The following is an 18,925-nucleotide window of genomic DNA, read 5'->3' on the forward strand; positions in this document are numbered from 1 at the left end:
GGTAGTATTTTACAATTTATCGAAATGGGGATGATAAAGTTGAAAAAAGTATTGGTGCTAGGGGGAACTAGATTTTTTGGTAAACATTTAGTAGAAGCACTTTTGCAAGACGGGCACGATGTAACGATTGCGACGAGAGGAATTACGGAAGATTTTTTTGGGAGTAGAGTAAAAAGACTTATTGTAGATAGAGAAGATGAAAAACAACTAACAGAGCGTCTAACAGATAAAAGTTATGATATTGTATACGATAATTTATGCTATAGCTCGAATGCAGCGAAGATAATATGTGAAGTGTTACGAGGGAAAACGAAGAAGTATGTTATGACATCTTCAATGGCTGTCTATGAACCTGCACTAAGCTTATCAGAAGAAGACTTTAATCCGTACGAGTATGCAATCGCGTATGGAGATAGGAATGACTTCAATTATGGTGAAGGAAAGAGATTAGCCGAAGCCGTTGTATTTCAACAAGCAACATTCCCAGTTGTTGCAGCTCGTTTTCCGGTTGTTATTGGAGAAAACGATTATACGAAAAGGTTACAATTTTACGTTGAACATATTGTGAGAGAAGAACCTGTCGCAGTGAATGATCTAGATGGAAAATTGTCGTTTATACATGAAGAAGAAGCCGGGGAATTTTTAGCTTGGTGTGGGATGAAAGATATAGAAGGGCCAATTAATGCTTGTAGCAACGGGGTAGTTTCTACTCGGGAAATTATTCATTTTATAGAAGAAAATACGGGAATAAAATCACTCATTCAAGAAGTAGGAGATCATGTAGCACCTTATAATGAATTGACTAATTGTACATTACATAATGGAAAAGCTAATGAATTAGGATTCCCGTTCCGAGGGTTGAAAATAGAAATAGAAAAAGTATTACGTTATTACATACATGCAATGAAATGATCATAAATCCCCCGGTGGCAATCCGGGGGATTCTGGAGGATTTCGACAATACTAATTTTACATTACCAAACTTACCTTATACGCACGACTAATGTTTTTGTGATTGAATTGCTTGTAAATATTTTTCATTTACCCGGTCCCAGTTCACTGTATGCCACCAGTTGGTAACAAATTCTGGGCGACGATTTTGGTACTTTAAATAATAGGCATGTTCCCATACATCAATGACAAGTAATGGAATTTTTCCTTCTTGCAAAGGTGTATCTTGATTAGGTGTACTCATTACAGTAAGTTCTTCACCATCAAGGACAAGCCATCCATAACCACTTCCAAAACGGCTAATTGCTGCTTTAGACAGTTGATCTTTTAAGTTGTCAAAGGTATTGAAATAATAATCAATTACTTTTGCAACGTCTCCATTAGGCTCGCCGCCACCCCGTGGGCTCATTACTTCCCAAAAAAGACTATGACAATAATGTCCACCACCGTTATTTCTGACAGCTGTAACAATTTCCTTTGGTAAAGCTTCTAAATTACATAGTAACTCTTCTAAAGATTTATTATGTAATTCCGAATAGTTTTCTAATGCGGCATTCAAATTATTTACGTATGTCGCATGGTGCTTTCCATGATGAATAGAAAGTGTATTGCTATCGATATATGGCTCTAGTTCATCATAGTCATATGAAAGCTTTGGCAATTGAAATGAAGACATGACATTTCCTCCTTTCTCTCTAAAAGTTGGTCTAGGTAAAAATAATTTACCTGAGTAAAAAATACACCTATTTTTCATGAAAGTCAATAGTAATCTCTTAATTTTCTGAAAGATAGTACAATAAAAGTAACACTTCGACTTTCGTTTGTGACTCTTATTCTTTTTGCTTATACTGTAAAGTAGTAACGTTTTGTTGAAATAGAAGGAGATCGCTTATGAGTAAAACGAAGCAATTAATAGAGGAAGCGAGTCATTTTATTACGATTTGCTATAAAGAGCTTAATAAAGAACAATTCATAGAAGAACGCATGAAAGAAATTCGAGTTGAAATAGAGAAGACGGGGACGTATGAACATACATTTGAAGAACTTGTTCACGGATCGCGAATGGCATGGCGCAATAGTAATCGATGTATCGGAAGACTATTTTGGAGTAAGATGCACATATTAGATGCACGTGAAGTAAATGATGAGGAAGGTATATATAATGCATTAATTCATCATATTCAATATGCAACGAACGACGGAAAAGTGAAACCGACCATTACAATTTTTAAGCAATATCAAGGTGAAGAAAATAATATACGAATTTATAATCACCAATTGATTCGGTATGCAGGATATAAAACAGAAATGGGAGTGATTGGTGACTCTCATTCCGCTGTGTTTACAGATTTTTGTCAAGAACTTGGCTGGCAAGGAGAAGGTACGAATTTCGATGTATTGCCACTTGTGTTTTCTATAGATGGAAAAGCGCCGATATATAAAGAAATTCCGAAAGAAGAAGTAAAAGAGGTGCCAATTGAACACCCAGAATACCCAATTTCGTCACTTGGAGTAAAATGGTACGGGGTTCCAATGATTTCAGATATGCGCTTAGAAATTGGCGGTATTTCCTATACAGCAGCTCCGTTTAATGGATGGTATATGGGAACAGAGATTGGGGCACGTAACTTAGCGGATCATGATCGCTATAATTTACTTCCAGCAGTTGCGGAAATGATGGATTTGGATACATCAAGAAACGGTACGTTATGGAAAGATAAGGCATTAGTTGAATTAAACGTGGCTGTTTTACATTCCTTTAAAAAACAAGGAGTCAGTATTGTTGACCATCATACTGCGGCGCAACAATTTCAGCAATTTGAGAAGCAAGAAGCTGCTTCCGGTCGTATTGTAACGGGCAATTGGGTGTGGCTCATTCCGCCATTATCTCCAGCTACTACTCATATTTATCATAAACCGTATCCGAATGAAATTTTGAAGCCGAATTTTTTTCATAAATAGTTTGTAGTATAGGGCATTTTCTGTAAAAATATAATTTTTTTTTAACTACTGTTACGTAGCAAATGGAAGCCTTTACCCTCGGTTATTTTTGGAAGGAGCTTTTTGAACCAAGGAGTTCCTTATGTTATAATCAAATTTCTGTTTCGAAGACCTTATAGAAATATAAGGTCTTTTATTTTGCTTTTTTATGTAAGAGGAATAGAAATTTTCTTTTAAATAAGGGATTTAGCATATTTTTAGGGACAACATAAGTGTGTAGTAAATAGATAAATTATTATGCTTATATAATCATTGTGTTTTGGGTGTAAACAATAAAACATAATAAAGTTGTTTTTTTAGATTGCTGAGGAAGGAGGAAGTGTAAATGAGGATGAAGAGTCGAAAAACGGATTGGCCTGTATTTCTTATTAGTGGTGGTTCGCTTTTATTATTTGTAATTGCGGTTTTTTTAAATAAAAATTATGTAGAGGGAGTCATTAATAGCAGTTTTGCAGCTTCAATTAAATATTTTGGTGCCTTCTGGCAAGTTTTATTAATTGGTACATTTATTGTTGCAATGTGTATGGCGTTCTCGAAATATGGAAGAGTTAAACTTGGGGGATTAGAAAAACCTGAGATTAGTACGGCAAAGTGGCTTGCTATTATTATGTCGACATTACTTGCCGGAGGTGGCGTTTTTTGGGCAGCTGCAGAGCCAATGTACCACTTGATGACGGTGCCGCCGATACATGAAGGTATATCTGCTGGAACGAAAGAAGCAGTAATGCCTGCTTTAGCACAAAGTTATATGCACTGGGGTTTCCTAGCGTGGACGATTTTAGGTACAATCAGTGCGGTAGTTATGATGTATGGGCATTATCATAAAGGTATGCCGTTAAAACCTCGAACGCTTTTATATCCTATTTTTGGTGAGAAATTGCGAAAGAGTTTGCTTGGAACAATGATTGATGCATTTGCCATTATTGCGGTAGCTGCAGGGACGATTGGTCCAATCGGATTTTTAGGGCTACAAGCAAGTTATGGTCTACAAGCGTTGTTTAATATTCCTGATGTGTTTACTACTCAATTAGCAATTATCATTTGTGTAGTTGCGGTTTCTACTATATCTGCAGTAACAGGAATTAATAAAGGGATTCAAATTATAAGCGATTTAAATGTTAAATTAGCGATTTTATTAATGGTATTTGTATTATTATGTGGACCAGGTGGATTTATTATTGATGCATTTGTTTCTTCGTTTGGATTTTATGTAAATGAATTTATTCCAATGAGCACATACCGTGGTGATACAGGTTGGTTAGGGTCGTGGACAATCTTTTTCTGGGGATGGTTTATTGGATATGGACCAATGATGGCAATTTTAGTGAGCCGCATTTCAAGAGGAAGAACGATTCGAGAAATCATCGTTGCAATTGGAATTATTGCACCTATTATTACAACGTTTTGGTTTACGATTTTGGGAGGATCAGGTGTGTTTTATGAGTTAATGAATCCTGGTTCTATATCGACCGCATTAAGTGAATCTGGTATGCCGGCAGCTATGATTGCAATTACAGAGCAACTGCCACTCTCTCATATTATTGGACCGGCATTTCTTTTATTAACAATTTTATTTGTAGTGACAACAGGAGATTCAATGGCTTATTCGATTTCGATGGCAGTGACTGGAGACGGAGATCCTAGAATTAGCTTACGAATTTTTTGGTCGCTTATTATGGGAGCAGTTGCGGCAATTCTTTTATATATGGGTGAGGGAAGTATTAATGCATTGCAATCATTCATCGTAGTAACAGCTGTCCCAGTATCTGTTCTGTTGTTCCCAATGCTATGGCTAGCGCCTAAAGTGGCAGGGGAACTAGCATTAAAACAAGGTATTGTAAAAGAAGAAGAGCAAACTTCTTTCTTGTTCCAAAAAGCTAGTAGATCAAAATAAATAATTGTATATTTTATATCAAAAGAGGAAGCATTTCATTAGAGATGCTTCCTCTTTACTATTTATATAACTATCTTTCTTGAAGGAAGATCGTACACTGTGTAGTTTCAATCTATTCTAATACTTTATCCTTCGTCTCTGGGACAAATAATAGCATTGTAACTAAACCGATTGGATAGATAATGAAGATAAGAGATAATGCTCCCATTACATTACCACCTGCAGCAAGTAATCCGATAATAACAGGTCCAAAGCCAGCTAAACCACGTCCAGTACCGAAAATAAAGTTTTCTGCTGTAGAACGGGCTTCAGCGGGATAGTTTTCAGCTAAAATTGCTCCGAATCCTCCCATCATGCCATTTGCAAAGAATCCAAGCAATGCACTTCCCCATAGCAATAATGTTGAATCTGTGAATAAGAAGAAGTAAATGAGACAGTATATAGTACCACCAACATAATAGATTGTAAAAGTTTTACGGCGACCAATTTTATCGGCTAGAATACCAAAAGTTGCAATTCCAATGAGCATGCCAATCGTAGAGATGAACATCCAACCGCTCGCTTTTGCTAATGTGTAGTTATATTTATTAGCCAAAATAGTTGGCATCCATGTAAAGATTCCATAGTATCCGAAGTTCTGGATGAATGACATAATAATAAGACCAATTGTTGTTAGCGTTACTTTTTTATTTGCAAATAGCTTTCGAAGTGGGAACTTTTTCATTTGCTTTAATTGCTCTGCCTCAGTAGTTGTTAAATTACCTTCAGCTTCTTTTTGTAACAATTCTTTTTTGTATCGTTGTTTTTGTTCCCATATTTTCGGTTCACTTAAACTTTTTCGGACATAGACAGCTAGTAGTGCGGGAATGAGTCCAAATAAGAAAACGGCTCTCCATCCAAAGTGTGGAACGATAAATGCTGGTAGGAGTGAAGCGACTAGTACGCCGAATTGCCATCCAAGTGCCACAACAGATGTTGCCTTTGCGCGCATTTCTTTCGACCATGTTTCAGTTACGATGGCCATCCCAATTCCGAATTCACCACCAACTCCCATTCCTACTAAAAAGCGAAGAATTAATAATTGCCAATAATCTGTTGCGAAATAAATAAGTGCTGTCGCGAGTGAAAATAGTAAGATTGTGAAGGCCATCGTACGGATACGCCCAAATAAGTCAGCAATAAATCCAAATAAATAAGACCCAATTAGCATTCCTATTGTAGTAGCTAAAGTTAAGTTCCCACCTTCAACAGGGCTTAAATGAAATTCTTTTAAAATGTAGACGAGTACGAAAGATAAGAGCAACATATCTAAGCCTTCTGCTGCATATCCTAGCGCAGACCCAAATAATGTTTTATATCTTTTCCCTTTCGTCTCCTCTGTTGTTGATTGTACATCAGTAGTGACGTTCATCATTATTCCTCCTTATTTTCTTCTACAGTCGCTATGGAAGAATAACAAAAGGCCTTCTCACCTGATATGATGAGAAGGCCAAAAAAGCATACGTATTCCTAGAAAAGAACATACGTATATTGTATTCCGACTTCCTTCTCAACCTCACGGGGTTGGGTTAAAGGACTGTATTATATTACTTTATTTTTAGCACTCTTCTATTAGATTGTCAAATAAAGAGGGAATTGTTATGTGTAAAATATTGCAAAAGGTATTTCATTCTTCTTGACGCCCACTTCACTATTTTCCGATAATAAAACTAACTACTATAAAAAGGAATGAATCACAGATGCTAAATTTAGTACTTATGATGATTGAACGCGTCGGACTTATTGTTATTTTAGGATTTTTACTTTCGCATATTAAAACATTTAGGCGCCTCCTTCATAAGCAAGATGGTTATGTAGATAAGCTTAAGCTTATTTGTATTTTTTCGGTGTTTACAATTGTAAGCAATTACACTGGGATTGAAATAGCGGGTAATACGATTATGAATGAAAATTGGCTACAGGGTGTTTCTTCATCGAGCACAATCGCGAATACACGTATTATGGGTGTTGGAATTAGTGGATTGCTTGGCGGACCTATCGTTGGAATTGGAGTAGGATCGATTGCTGGTATTCACCGTTATATGCTTGGCGGGACGACTGCACTAAGTTGTGCAATCTCTTCAATTTTAGCGGGGGTTATAACAGGTTATATTGGATACATTTTCAAAAAGTATAATCGTACAATTACGCCTAAATTTTCAGCGGTTTTAAGTGTGTTTATCGTTTCTTTAGAAATGATTATGATCTTATTGATTGTAGAGGATGGAATGAGTATTGTGAAGACAATTGCGATACCAATGATCCTTGTAAATAGCTTTGGAAGTTTTATTTTACTTTCTATGATACAAGCTATTTTGCGCCAGGAAGAGAATGCAAAGGCACTTCAGACTCATAAGGTATTACGTATTGCAGATAAAACGTTACCGTATTTTCGCCAAGGCTTAACAGAAGAATCGTGTAAGCATGTGGCACAAATTATTCACCGCTTTACAGGAACTGATGCGGTATCCTTAACAGATACAGAGAAAATATTAGCTCATGTTGGATTAGCATCAGATCACCATATTCCTTCACATAGTTTAATAACTGGTTTGTCGAAAGAAGTGTTACACACAGGAAAAATAATGAAAGCAAAATCACGTGAGGTCATTAATTGTCAACATGAAGGATGCCCTTTGCAAGCGGCGATTGTTATTCCACTAACTTCACATGGAAATACGATAGGGACATTAAAACTGTATTTCAAAAATCCTAACCAGTTAAGTCGTGTGGAAGAGGAATTAGCAGAAGGGTTAGCAAAAATATTCTCTACACAACTTGAATTAGGGGAAGCTGAGTTGCAAAGTAAATTATTGCAAGATGCGGAAATAAAGGCATTACAAGCACAAATTAACCCACACTTTTTATTTAATGCGATTAATACAGTATCAGCTTTATGCCGAACAGATGTAGAAAAAGCAAGGAAGTTATTATTACAGCTTAGTGTGTATTTCCGTTGTAATTTACAAGGGGCACGTCAGTTATTGATTCCACTAGAACAAGAATTAAACCATGTCCAAGCATACTTATCGCTAGAACAAGCAAGGTTTCCAAATAAGTATGAAGTAAAGGTGTATATTGAGGATGAGCTAAAGACAACTTTAGTACCACCATTTGTTCTTCAACTATTGGTTGAAAATGCGTTGCGACACGCCTTTCCGAAGAAGCAACCAGTATGCGAAGTGGAAGTGCATGTTTTTGAAAAAGAGGGTATGGTTCATTTTGAAGTAAAAGATAATGGGCAGGGAATTGAGGAAGAACGTTTAGAACAATTAGGAAAGATGGTAGTTTCGTCAAAGAAAGGGACTGGAACAGCTTTATATAATATTAATGAACGTCTTATTGGGTTATTTGGGAAAGAAACGATGCTTCATATTGAAAGTGAATTAAATGAGGGGACAGAGGTTACTTTTGTTATTCCGAAAAAAGTAGGGGAGGAAGAGCAGATTGTTAAAAGTACTAGTAGTTGATGATGAAATGTTAGCACGTGATGAACTAAAGTATTTATTAGAGAGAACGAAGGAAGTTGAGATAATTGGTGAGGCTGATTGTGTAGAGGACGCATTAGAAGAGTTAATGAAAAACAAACCAGATATTGTTTTCCTAGACATTCAGTTATCTGATGATAACGGATTTGAAATCGCGAATATATTAAAGAAGATGAAAAATCCACCTGCAATTGTATTTGCTACTGCATACGATCAGTATGCGCTGCAAGCATTTGAAGTAGATGCGTTAGACTATATTTTAAAGCCATTTGATGAAGAACGTATTGTACAAACATTAAAGAAGTATAAAAAACAAAAGCAGTCGCAAATAGAAACGAAGCAAGAAATAAAAGGGGCAGATGTAACGGCAGATATGCATAAATTAGCATTACCAATTGAAGAATCAATCGTACTTGTGAATATTGAAGATATTATATATGTAGGACTTGTGGATGGAAAAGTAACAGTAAAAACAATGAGGGACACATATATAACACACGATACACTTGTGATTTTGGAAAAGAAGTTGCCGCAAGCAAGTTTTATGCGTGTACATCGTAGCTTCATTGCAAATATTAATCATATTACTGAAATCCAGCCGTGGTTCAATTCTACTTATAATTTAATTATGAAAGAAGGATCAAAAGTACCTGTTAGTCGTACATATGCAAAAGAACTCAAGAAGCTGCTTCGTATTTAAGAAGCAGCTTTTGTATTTCATCCTTTTATATTTGTAACTGATTCTGTATATTTGACGTTCTGTTATGTAAACGCTTACTAAGGCGGTTATATCCTATACAATAAAGGTACCAAATCGAAAGAGGTGGCTAAAATGAGTACGAAAAAAGTATATAGTTTCTTATCACAAGCATTCATATTCTCAGCTATTATGTTAATTTCTAATATTATTGCAACACATTTACCAATTCCGATGCCTTCATCGGTAATCGGATTAGTCATTTTATTTAGTCTACTATGTTTAAAGGTTATTAAATTGGAACAAGTTGAATCACTTGGAACAGCTTTAACAGGTATTATCGGATTTCTTTTCGTCCCATCAGGTATTTCAGTTATTAATTCTCTTGGTGTAATGGGACAATATTTTGTACAAATTTTAACTGTTATTGTTGTTGCAACAGTTATTTTACTCGCTGTAACAGGATTATTTGCACAATTTATTTTAGGAAAAGATAAAAAAGAAACAGAAGATACAAAAGAATTGAAAGTAGTAAATAAAGGACGCAAGCACGGAAAAGTTGCGTAACCATTTTAGTATATATTGTTAGGAGGGAATGAACATGGCAAGCACAATGACTCCATATTTCGGAATCGTCGTTTCATTAATCGCATACGGAATCGGAACATTATTATTCAAGCATTCAAAAGGGTTCTTCTTATTCACACCATTATTCGTAGCGATGGTATTAGGGATTGTCTTTTTAAAAGTAGGTAACTTTACTTTCGAAGAATATAATACTGGTGGAAAAATGATTAGCTTTTTCTTAGAGCCAGCAACAATCGCGTTTGCAATTCCATTATATAAACAAGTGGATAAGTTGAAAAAATATTGGTGGCAAATTTTATCAGCTATCGTGGTTGGATCTATTTGTTCAGTAATTGTCGTGTTCATTGTTGCAAAAGCAATTGGCCTAGATACAGCAGTAATGAATTCAATGTTACCACAAGCGGCAACAACAGCAATTGCATTACCAATCTCTGAAAGTATTGGTGGTATACCAGCAATTACATCATTTGCAGTAATCTTTAACGCAGTCATTGTATACGCATTAGGAGCGTTATTCTTAAAAACATTTAGAGTGAAACATCCAATTGCAAAAGGTTTAGCACTTGGAACAGCAGGTCATGCATTAGGAGTGGCAGTAGGAATTGAAATGGGTGAAGTAGAGGCAGCTATGGCAAGTATTGCTGTAACAGTAGTTGGAGTTGTAACGGTAGTTGTCATACCGATGTTCATGCCATTCATTGGATAGTAAAACTTACTTAAAAAATGAGAAAAGCAAGCTATTTGTAGGACAGATTTCTACTGATAGCTTGCTTTTTATGTTACAGTAGTGGTAAGACCTATTGTGACAAAATGTAAGTTTCCTTAAATCTTCATTAATACTGTGTAGAATACGTTTTGAATTAGGTCATTGTATTGTAAAATAAGAAGTAAGCTACTATAGATCTGCTAAGGTAGGCGTATAATGAGCTTATAAAAATCTTAATATGAATGAATAATTAAAAGTAGAAAAAAGAGAAAAATCTACTTATTAACGTTTTACTTTATAGGACAGGAGAGAGTACTCGTCGATTATGCAAATAAAAAACCTGTTTCAAAGCAAAGGATTTCAGAGGTTACTCGTATTAGTAATACTTGCCCTCGTGTTATACGGGCTGCAAAGTATGTTGAATTTAATTTTAATTACGTTTATTCTTACGTATTTAATGGATCGATTCCAAAAGTTTATTTCCCGCAAATTAGATCATTTCATGCCCATTAATCGAAAACTCATTATAGCATTTCTATATGTCATGTTAATTGGTGGAATTGCTATTACGCTATTTAAATATTTACCAGTATTAACGATACAAATTTCACAATTGATTTATCAATTTAACGTATTTTTAAGAAACCCACCGGACAGTGAATTAATTAAGTATGCAGTTAATGCTGTTAATCATATGGAACTTTCGAAGTATGTAGGACAAGGCGTTGACATTTTGTATAAATCGATTACGAATGTTGGGAAATTTGGCCTTCAAGTGTTACTTTCTTTAATTTTAAGTTTATTTTTCTTATTGGAGAAAGCTCGTATCGTTGCTTTTACTGCAAAATTTAAAGAGAGCAGACTTGCAATTTTCTATACTGAAATCGAGTACTTCGGTAAGAAATTTGCACGTTCATTCGGAAAAGTAATTGAGGCACAATTTTTAATTGCAGTTGTTAACTGCGTTTTATCCGTTATTGCATTATGGATATTAGGATTCCCACAATTATTAGGTTTAGCGTTAATGATCTTCTTACTTGGTTTAATTCCAGTAGCTGGGGTTATCATTTCGTTATTCCCGCTTTGTATGATTGCTTACAATATCGGCGGTATTATGTACGTTGTTTATATTTTAGTTATCGTAACAGTCATTCATGCGCTTGAAAGTTACGTGTTAAATCCGAAGCTTATGTCGCAAAAAACAAACTTACCAATTTTCTATACGTTTATGGTATTAATCTTCTCGGAACACTTCTTAGGTGTATGGGGATTAATTATCGGTATTCCAATCTTCATTTTCTTATTAGATGTCTTAGATGTGACAAGTGATGAAATGGAGAAGGACGCTGGGAAAAAATAAAGTGAAGTAAGAAATGAACTGTACCCTATAAAGTGGATAATTTAACAAAAGAATTCTCCTTTGTATTTCATTAAAAATAATTTTGCTCATTTCCTGTATCTCACTTTTATCATCGTTTCCATTATTAATGAGGAATGAGCGTGAAAATGCACCAACCCCCAAAATCATAGACTTTTTTAGTGTCCATGATTTGGGGGTTTATTTATTATTAACGTAAAGACAATTTAATTAATAATTATATATATTTATATATAATTAAATAAATATGTTTTGTGATCTTAAAACCCTTCTGGAAATGCCCTTGCTGCAAATTTAAATGAATCAACACCACCATGATCAGTATATGCAGAGATGGTATATTTTCCACTTGATACCCAATCTGACCAACTAGTACTAAAGTAAAGAGTTTTTTGCGCCCCTGGACTTATACTTTCTTGATAAAGCGTATGGCCTGCTGAATTTATAAGTTTATAGCGTAAAGTACTTGGCCCTGTGTTTTGAATCCAAAATGTAAGGTCATCTCCAGATTTATTCCAAAAATAACCGGACCCAGAGCCATGATCAAAGGAGACTGTTTGACTCCCTAGTAATATTGATGATGAATACATGATGATTGAATCATCGCCATTTCCTAGCTGAATTTCTGTTACTTCAGGAGTTTTATTCATGTGCGTTTCTGGTACTGATGCTGCAGCTGTCCCTGTTCCAATTAAAGATAAAGCGATTGCTGGTAATACTAGTAACTTTTTCATTTCACAAATTCTCCTTTTAAAGTAAATTAATACACTTTATGATTTTATTTTCAACAAATGTATTTGCAATTCCATATTATTAGAATTAGATTTTAAGGCAAATATATAAATATTTATTTTGCTACTAATAAATAATACTTTTCATTTTCAAGATTCCTTAAAACCTCGTAAATAAAGTCAAACTTTAATCATTGGAGGTTTTACTGTCCGTTACAAAGGAGACAGATTAAAAAAGCATCGATGTTCGATGCTTTTTCTTTTATAACATGATGTTTCTTATGCCATACTGTAAGGAGAAGATAGAATAGGGGTGAAAGAATGGTTGTAAATGAAAAGGTAGAATTAGCTACATTTGCTGGAGGGTGCTTCTGGTGTATGGTTTCGCCATTTGAAGAGATGGAAGGAATTATAAAGGTTGTTTCTGGCTATACAGGTGGTCATAAAGAGAATCCAACATATAAAGAAGTATGTTCAGAAACGACGGGACATTATGAGGCAGTACAAATTACATTTGATGCAAATAAAATGCCGTATGAGGAGTTATTAAATATATATTGGAGACAAATTGATCCGACTGATGTAGGCGGGCAATTCCATGACCGTGGACAGTCTTACGAAACAGTGATTTTTTATCATAATGAAGAACAACATAAAAAAGCAGAGGCTTCAAAAGAAGAGCTTGCAAGGAGTGGGCGCTTTTCAAAGCCGATTGCGACAAAAATATTGCCAGCTGCTACGTTTTATCCCGCAGAGGAATATCACCAAGGATATCATAAGAAAAATGAATTCCGCTACGAGTTATACCGTAAGGGCTCAGGGCGAGATGCGTTTATTAAGCAACATTGGCCAAAGGATAATGCTCATTTAAAGGAAAAACTCAGTGAGATGCAATTTTATGTAACACAGGAAAATGGTACAGAACCACCATTTCGAAATGAGTATTGGAATCATAAAGAAGAAGGTCTTTATGTAGATATCGTTTCAGGTGAACCTTTGTTTACTTCTCTAGATAAATTTGATAGTGGATGTGGATGGCCTAGTTTTACGAAGCCAGTTATGTCAGCTAGTGTGAAGGAAAAAATGGATGTGAGTCATAATATGACGCGTACAGAAGTGAGAAGTAAGGAAGGAGATTCACATCTCGGCCACGTATTTCCAGATGGTCCAGGACCAAATGGACTTCGCTATTGTATAAATTCAGCAGCTCTTCGATTTATTCCAACAGAGGAATTAGAAAAAGAAGGATATGGTGATTTCCTAATCTTGTTTGGAAATAAAAAATAACCTCGCAGTTAGCGAGGTTATTTTTTTGTTACTTTACTTTTTTCTTTTTAAACTTGCTTAATACTTCATAAACGATTGGAACAATAAGAAGTGTTAATAATGTTGAACTTGTTAATCCACCAATTACTGTTACACCAAGTCCTTTAGAAATTAAGCCGCTACCTTCAAATCCTAATGCGAGCGGGATAAGAGCACCGATTGTTGCAATTGCAGTCATTAAAATCGGGCGAAGGCGTGTTGCACCAGCTTCTAATAAAGCTTCACGTGTTGATAGACCTTCATTTTCTTTATGAATAACGCGGTCGATAAGCACGATTGCGTTTGTTACAACGATACCGATTAACATAAGGGCACCGATCATTGCAGAGACACTTAACGTTTCACCAGAGATTAATAAGGCAACAAGGGCTCCAATGATTGTAAATGGTAGCGAGAATAAAATTGCGAATGGTGCAAGAGCACCGCCAAATGTCACGACAAGAACGAAGTATACAATAGCAATCGCAGCTAACATCGCTAAGCCAAGTTGCTTGAATGATTCTTCAATATCTTTTGTAACGCCTCCCATAGAAACATCTACGCCAGAAGGAAGGTCCATTTTATCTACTTCTTTTTGAACCGCGGCGGATGCTTTTGAAACGTCATCAGATGTTAGTTTTGCACTTACTTCCGCATAAACACGGCCATCGCGGTGTTTCACTGTATTCGAAGTTTCTCCTTCTTTTACAGTCATCACATCTTTTACAGCCACTTCACTACCAAGCGGCGTTGTAATTTTACGATTTGTTAAGTCATCGATTGTTTCATAATTTTGTTTTTCAGCTTCTACATATACATTGATATCTTTACCGTCTTTTTTAATTGTTGTCAGAACAGGGCGATCATGTTGATTAGAAAGTCCCATTCCAATTTGTGCAGCCGTTAGACCCATTTTACTTAGCTTTTCCTGATCTGCGACTAAAGTGTATTCTGCGTATGTTTTTGCAATACTAGAGTCTATATCTTTTAAGTCTTTGTTTTTCTTCATTATGTTTTGAATATCTTTTACGACAGGCTTAATGTCTTCTGAGCTATCTCCGTAAACGTATAACTTGATTTCGTTACTACCGCCACTTGCTCCGAAGTCTTGATTTTTCCATTCGCCTTTTCCAGACATTTTCTGTAAATCTTTAACGACTTGTTCTTTCTCTTTTTCGAAGTTTTTCGTGTCGTTATCATATTGTACGAAGAACATTGCCTGATTCGATTGACCAGGACTCATTGGGTTTTCGCCACCTAATGAGAATTGAATTGTTTTGACGTCTTTATTATCTTGGAAGTGCTTTTCAGCTTTCGTTGCAATTTTTTCAACGTCTTCTAACGTTTGACCTGGTTCAGGGTTGTACGTTGTAATAATCATTTTTTCTTCTTCAGATGGTAAGAAACTTACACCGATAATTGGAACAAGTGCAAGACTACCAACTAATAGAAGGACAGCAATACTTGATGTGATGATTTTATGATTTAAAGCCCATGCAAGTATACGTTTATAACCTTTTGCTAATTTACTTGGTTTTTCTTCATGATGTACTTCTTTTTCTCTCATGCTCTCTTTTTTAAATAAAGAATGAGCTAGCATCGGTACGATTGTAACTGCTACTAGTAACGATGCTAATAAAGCGAAGACGATAGTTAAGGCGAATGGTAAGAACATTTCACCAATCATACCTTTTACTAGTCCAAGCGGTAAAAATACAGCAATTGTTACAATGGTAGAAGACATAATCGGAATAAACATTTCTTTCGTAGCTTCACGAATTAAATCTTTCCCGCGTAGTTTCTCTCCTGATAACGACATACGTCGGTAAATATTTTCAATAACAACAATGGAGTCATCCACAACACGCCCGATAGCGACTGTCATTGCTCCAAGCGTCATAATGTTAAGTGTAATATCCATTTGCTTTATGACTAATACAGCAATTAATAAAGAAAGTGGTATGGAAACGACAGAGATTAATGTTGTTCGGATATTTCGTAGGAACAGCATAATAATAACAATCGCAAAAATAGCACCAAAAATGGCTTTGCTCAGCATTGTTTCTACTGATTTCTCAATAGGTGCACCTTGGTCGAATGTTGAAATAATCTCTAAGTCTTTATATTTTTTCTCAAGTTCTTTTACTTTATCTTTCACTGCATTTACAACATCAACTGTGTTGGCGTCAGCAGCTTTGACAATTTGAATTCCAATTGCTTCTTTTCCATTTGTTCGAGAAATAGATTCTGCTTTTCCGACTTCCTTAATGTCAGCAATTTCGTCTAATGTAACTGTCGGAATCCCGTTCATAGCAGCTGGATTCATTTGTGGTATTTGTGCACCAGTTCCAGCAGTTTGACTACCTTGACTGCTTGCTGATGAAGGAACAGCAGGGATTTTTAATTCTTTTAATGCTTTCATTGTTGTAATATTTCCATCTACAACAACTGATTTTTCTGTGCCTTTAAATGTATATAGGCCAAGTGGTAAAGATACGTCCGATCCTTTAATTACATTTTTTACAGTATCTTCACTTAAACCTAATTCTTTCATCTTATCTTTTTTAAAGACAAGTTGTACTTCATCTACTTGTTGACCTGAAATTTGAACAGATGCGACTCCATCAAGTCCTTTTAATCCTGGCACAACATTTTTTTCCACATTTTCAGTTAAGGTAGCTAAAGATTCATTTTTACTTGCTACGCTTAATGAAATAACAGGAAAGGCATTGAAGTTTACACGTGAAACTTTCGGGTCCTTTACGCCTTCTGGCAGTTTCACATTTGCGAGAGCTTCTTTTATTTCTGTTTCAGCCTTTTCCATATTTTTATCAAAATCATATTCTACCTGAATAGAAGATGCATTTTGAAAAGATGATGAACTAACAACGTTTACACCACTTAAATTTTGCAGTTGCTCTTCCATCGGTTTTGAAACTTTATCAGCTACTTCTTCTGGTGTAGCACCAGGATAAACCGTGGTTACTGTTACAACAGGTGTTGTAATATCAGGAATTGTTTCCAGCTTCATATTCAGCCCAGAATAAATACCTGCAATGGTAACGATAATGGTTAGTAGCCAAACTGCGAACTTATTTTTTAACGAAAAATTAATAATTTTGTTCATGTTTGCGCTCCCTTTGTATTATATTGACCAACTGGTCAATCTAATACATAATATAACTGACTGATTGGTCAGCCGTCAATGAAAAGGGATGGTATAATACATTCATAATAAGATGCGAGATTAAATTTAGGAGAGACATGATATGAAAGAAAAAGAGCGCTTAATTATAGAGATGGCTATGAAGTTATTTGCGACTAAGGGTGTAAATGCGACATCGGTGCAGGAAATTGTGACAGCTTGTGGCATATCTAAGGGAGCCTTTTATTTATACTTTAAATCAAAAGAGGAACTTTTATTAGCGACACTTCGATATTACTATGACAAGATTCAAAACAAAATGATGGATATTGAAAAAGAGTCGTTATTGCCACGTGAAAAATTTGCAAAACAATTGCATTGCCAGTTTAATGATATACAAAAGCATAAAGAATTTATTATTATGCATGCAAGGGAAAATGCGATTCCTTTTAATAAAGAAGTAGAAGAATTTATGATGCGGATGAAGTTAGAGTCTCACGCATTTTATCGGAATAGTTTACTGTCTATTTATGGTGATAAGGTTATGCCATATTTATTAGATTTAGTCATTATGGTAGAAGGCATATGCCGTGGATATTTAGAACTAATTATTTTACAAGCACCAGAAATAGACTTATCTTACGTCTCTGCTTTTATTTTGAAAAGAGTGGATCATTTAGTAGATGGATTGGTAGAATCTTCAGAAGAACCTGTATTACATGAAGAAAAGCTTGGAGAATTTCTTTGTAAATCAGAGCTTATTAAGGAACAGGTTAAGGAACATTTTCTAAAAGAAATTATTGTGTTTAAACGTACTTTAGCGGATCAATTAGAAGATGAGGAATTGCTTGTTACATTAGATGTTTTGGAGGCAGAAATGAGGATGCAAAATCCAAGAATTCCGGTTATCCAAGGGATGTTGTTTAATTTAGAGGCATATCCAACTTTAAAAGAATTTCGTTTGAGGCTTATGGGCTATTACAATATAAAAAGGTAACAATGATAGTTTTCATTGTTACCTTTTTATTATGCATTCACTTTTTCTTTTTGCAGTGCTGTCTCTTCTTCATCAATGTTAATTGTTTCTTTTACGATATAAATTGGACGGTTTTTACTTTCGTCATAAATACGAGCAATATACTGGCCAACGATTCCAAGACCAAGTAATTGAATACCACTAAAGAATGTAATAGCAACCATAATGGACGCCCAACCTGTTTGCGTGCCATGTCCAAAGACCTTCACAGTAATTGTATATAGTAAGACAATTATAGAAATAAGAACTGATAATAAACCTAAAGACATAACGATGCGTAATGGCTTTGTCGAAAATGCAATAATGCCGTCAGATGCAAATTTAATCATTTTCTTTAATAGATATTTTGTTTCACCAGCAAAGCGTTCATCACGTTCATACTCAACATATGTTTGGCGGAAGCCAACCCAAGACATCATACCGCGGATGAAGCGATTTCGCTCAGTCATTTGATTGAAAACATCAGCTATTTTACGGTCGATGATTCGGAAATCACCAGTATCTTTTGGGATATCGATATCAGACATATAGTTTAAGAATTTATAGAAATACTTAGCTGTTAAAAGTTTGAACCAAGTTTCACCTTTACGTTGCTTACGTTTTGCATAAACAACTTCATATCCTTCTTCCCATTTTGCAATAAGTTCAGGAATAACTTCAGGTGGATCTTGTAAGTCTGCATCTATAATTACAATAGCGTCACCTTTTGCGGCAGCAATACCAGCTGTAACAGCTACTTGGTGACCAAAGTTACGTGCGAAATTAACAATTTTTGTACGGTAATCATTTGCTGCAATTTCAGATAAGATTTCCATTGTGCGATCTGTACTACCGTCGTTTACAAAGACAAACTCGTAATTAATGTTATTTTGAAGCATAACGGACTTTAAACGGTTATAACATTCTTGTGCTACTTCTTCCTCGAAGTACATAGGAACTACAACCGAAATTAATTTTTGCATGTTG

At 35.3% G+C, this 18,925-nt stretch carries 15 protein-coding genes; 10 read left to right on the top strand and 5 right to left on the bottom strand.

Annotated elements, in window-relative coordinates:
• Positions 1-30: 30 nt before the first annotated feature.
• Complete coding sequence (locus QCI47_RS00235) at positions 31-912, top strand: NAD-dependent epimerase/dehydratase family protein (protein WP_061131964.1); 882 nt, start codon at positions 31-33, stop codon at positions 910-912.
• 88 nt (positions 913-1,000) lie between these two features.
• Here QCI47_RS00235 and sodA read toward each other — a convergent pair whose 3' ends face one another.
• Positions 1,001-1,627 carry a superoxide dismutase [Mn] gene (gene sodA / locus QCI47_RS00240; RefSeq protein WP_000094046.1) on the bottom strand — a complete coding sequence of 209 codons (627 nt, stop codon included), beginning with the start codon at positions 1,625-1,627 and terminating at the stop codon, positions 1,001-1,003.
• Positions 1,628-1,842: 215 nt separating this feature from the next.
• Between sodA and QCI47_RS00245 the strand changes: the two genes are divergently transcribed.
• Together QCI47_RS00245 and QCI47_RS00250 are read left to right on the top strand one after the other, a co-directional pair.
• Complete coding sequence (locus QCI47_RS00245) at positions 1,843-2,913, top strand: nitric oxide synthase oxygenase (RefSeq protein ID WP_071742903.1); 1,071 nt, start codon at positions 1,843-1,845, stop codon at positions 2,911-2,913.
• A 364-nt stretch (positions 2,914-3,277) separates the two neighbouring features.
• Positions 3,278-4,846, top strand: a complete 1,569-nt coding sequence (locus QCI47_RS00250) for a BCCT family transporter (RefSeq protein WP_071742901.1) — start codon at positions 3,278-3,280, stop codon at positions 4,844-4,846.
• 112 nt (positions 4,847-4,958) lie between these two features.
• On the opposite strand, the gene QCI47_RS00255 is transcribed toward QCI47_RS00250, so the two are convergent.
• Positions 4,959-6,257, bottom strand: a complete 1,299-nt coding sequence (locus tag QCI47_RS00255) for an MFS transporter (RefSeq protein ID WP_001103440.1) — start codon at positions 6,255-6,257, stop codon at positions 4,959-4,961.
• A gap of 328 nt (positions 6,258-6,585) precedes the next feature.
• Here QCI47_RS00255 and lytS point away from each other — a divergent pair, with 328 nt between their 5' ends.
• The 5 genes from lytS to QCI47_RS00280 all read left to right on the top strand — a co-directional run bounded on the left by lytS (position 6,586) and on the right by QCI47_RS00280 (position 11,724).
• Entirely contained in the window at positions 6,586-8,355 is a 1,770-nt protein-coding gene (lytS, locus tag QCI47_RS00260) for a two-component system sensor histidine kinase LytS (protein ID WP_000933576.1), read from the top strand.
• The gene (locus QCI47_RS00265; protein ID WP_000921833.1) at positions 8,333-9,073 is read left to right on the top strand and encodes a LytR/AlgR family response regulator transcription factor; all 741 of its coding nucleotides are present in this window, start codon (positions 8,333-8,335) and stop codon (positions 9,071-9,073) included. Before lytS ends, QCI47_RS00265 begins: the two co-directional genes overlap by 23 nt.
• A 132-nt stretch (positions 9,074-9,205) precedes the next feature.
• Positions 9,206-9,637 carry an antiholin-like murein hydrolase modulator LrgA gene (gene lrgA, locus QCI47_RS00270; RefSeq protein ID WP_000104902.1) on the top strand — a complete coding sequence of 144 codons (432 nt, stop codon included), beginning with the start codon at positions 9,206-9,208 and terminating at the stop codon, positions 9,635-9,637.
• Positions 9,638-9,671: 34 nt separating this feature from the next.
• Positions 9,672-10,364 (top strand): antiholin-like protein LrgB, encoded by a 693-nt coding sequence (gene lrgB / locus QCI47_RS00275; protein ID WP_000168869.1) that lies wholly within the window; start codon positions 9,672-9,674, stop codon positions 10,362-10,364.
• Between the two features lie 325 nt (positions 10,365-10,689).
• Positions 10,690-11,724, top strand: coding sequence for an AI-2E family transporter (locus QCI47_RS00280; RefSeq protein WP_061131921.1), 1,035 nt, complete (start codon positions 10,690-10,692; stop codon positions 11,722-11,724).
• Positions 11,725-12,002: 278 nt separating this feature from the next.
• Here QCI47_RS00280 and QCI47_RS00285 read toward each other — a convergent pair whose 3' ends face one another.
• The gene (locus tag QCI47_RS00285) at positions 12,003-12,476 is read right to left on the bottom strand and encodes a hypothetical protein (RefSeq protein WP_071742900.1); all 474 of its coding nucleotides are present in this window, start codon (positions 12,474-12,476) and stop codon (positions 12,003-12,005) included.
• 318 nt (positions 12,477-12,794) lie between these two features.
• On the opposite strand from QCI47_RS00285, the gene msrB reads away from it, so the two are divergent.
• Entirely contained in the window at positions 12,795-13,760 is a 966-nt protein-coding gene (msrB, locus tag QCI47_RS00290; protein ID WP_000261264.1) for a peptide-methionine (R)-S-oxide reductase MsrB, read from the top strand.
• A gap of 28 nt (positions 13,761-13,788) precedes the next feature.
• Here msrB and QCI47_RS00295 read toward each other — a convergent pair whose 3' ends face one another.
• A complete protein-coding gene (locus tag QCI47_RS00295) occupies positions 13,789-16,905 on the bottom strand; it encodes an efflux RND transporter permease subunit (RefSeq protein WP_071742898.1) in 3,117 nt (1,038 codons plus the stop codon).
• A 142-nt stretch (positions 16,906-17,047) separates the two neighbouring features.
• Between QCI47_RS00295 and QCI47_RS00300 the strand changes: the two genes are divergently transcribed.
• Positions 17,048-17,920, top strand: coding sequence for a TetR/AcrR family transcriptional regulator (locus QCI47_RS00300; RefSeq protein ID WP_044791879.1), 873 nt, complete (start codon positions 17,048-17,050; stop codon positions 17,918-17,920).
• Between the two features lie 29 nt (positions 17,921-17,949).
• Here the strand turns inward: QCI47_RS00300 and QCI47_RS00305 are convergent, their stop codons facing one another.
• On the bottom strand, positions 17,950-18,921 hold the full coding sequence (locus QCI47_RS00305) for a glycosyltransferase family 2 protein (protein WP_353811667.1): 972 nt from the start codon (positions 18,919-18,921) through the stop codon (positions 17,950-17,952).
• Between the last annotated feature and the right edge of the window lie 4 nt (positions 18,922-18,925).

The sequence above is a fragment of the Bacillus cereus group sp. RP29 genome (genome assembly GCF_040459765.1).
Classification (GTDB): Bacteria; Bacillota; Bacilli; order Bacillales; family Bacillaceae_G; genus Bacillus_A; species Bacillus_A paranthracis.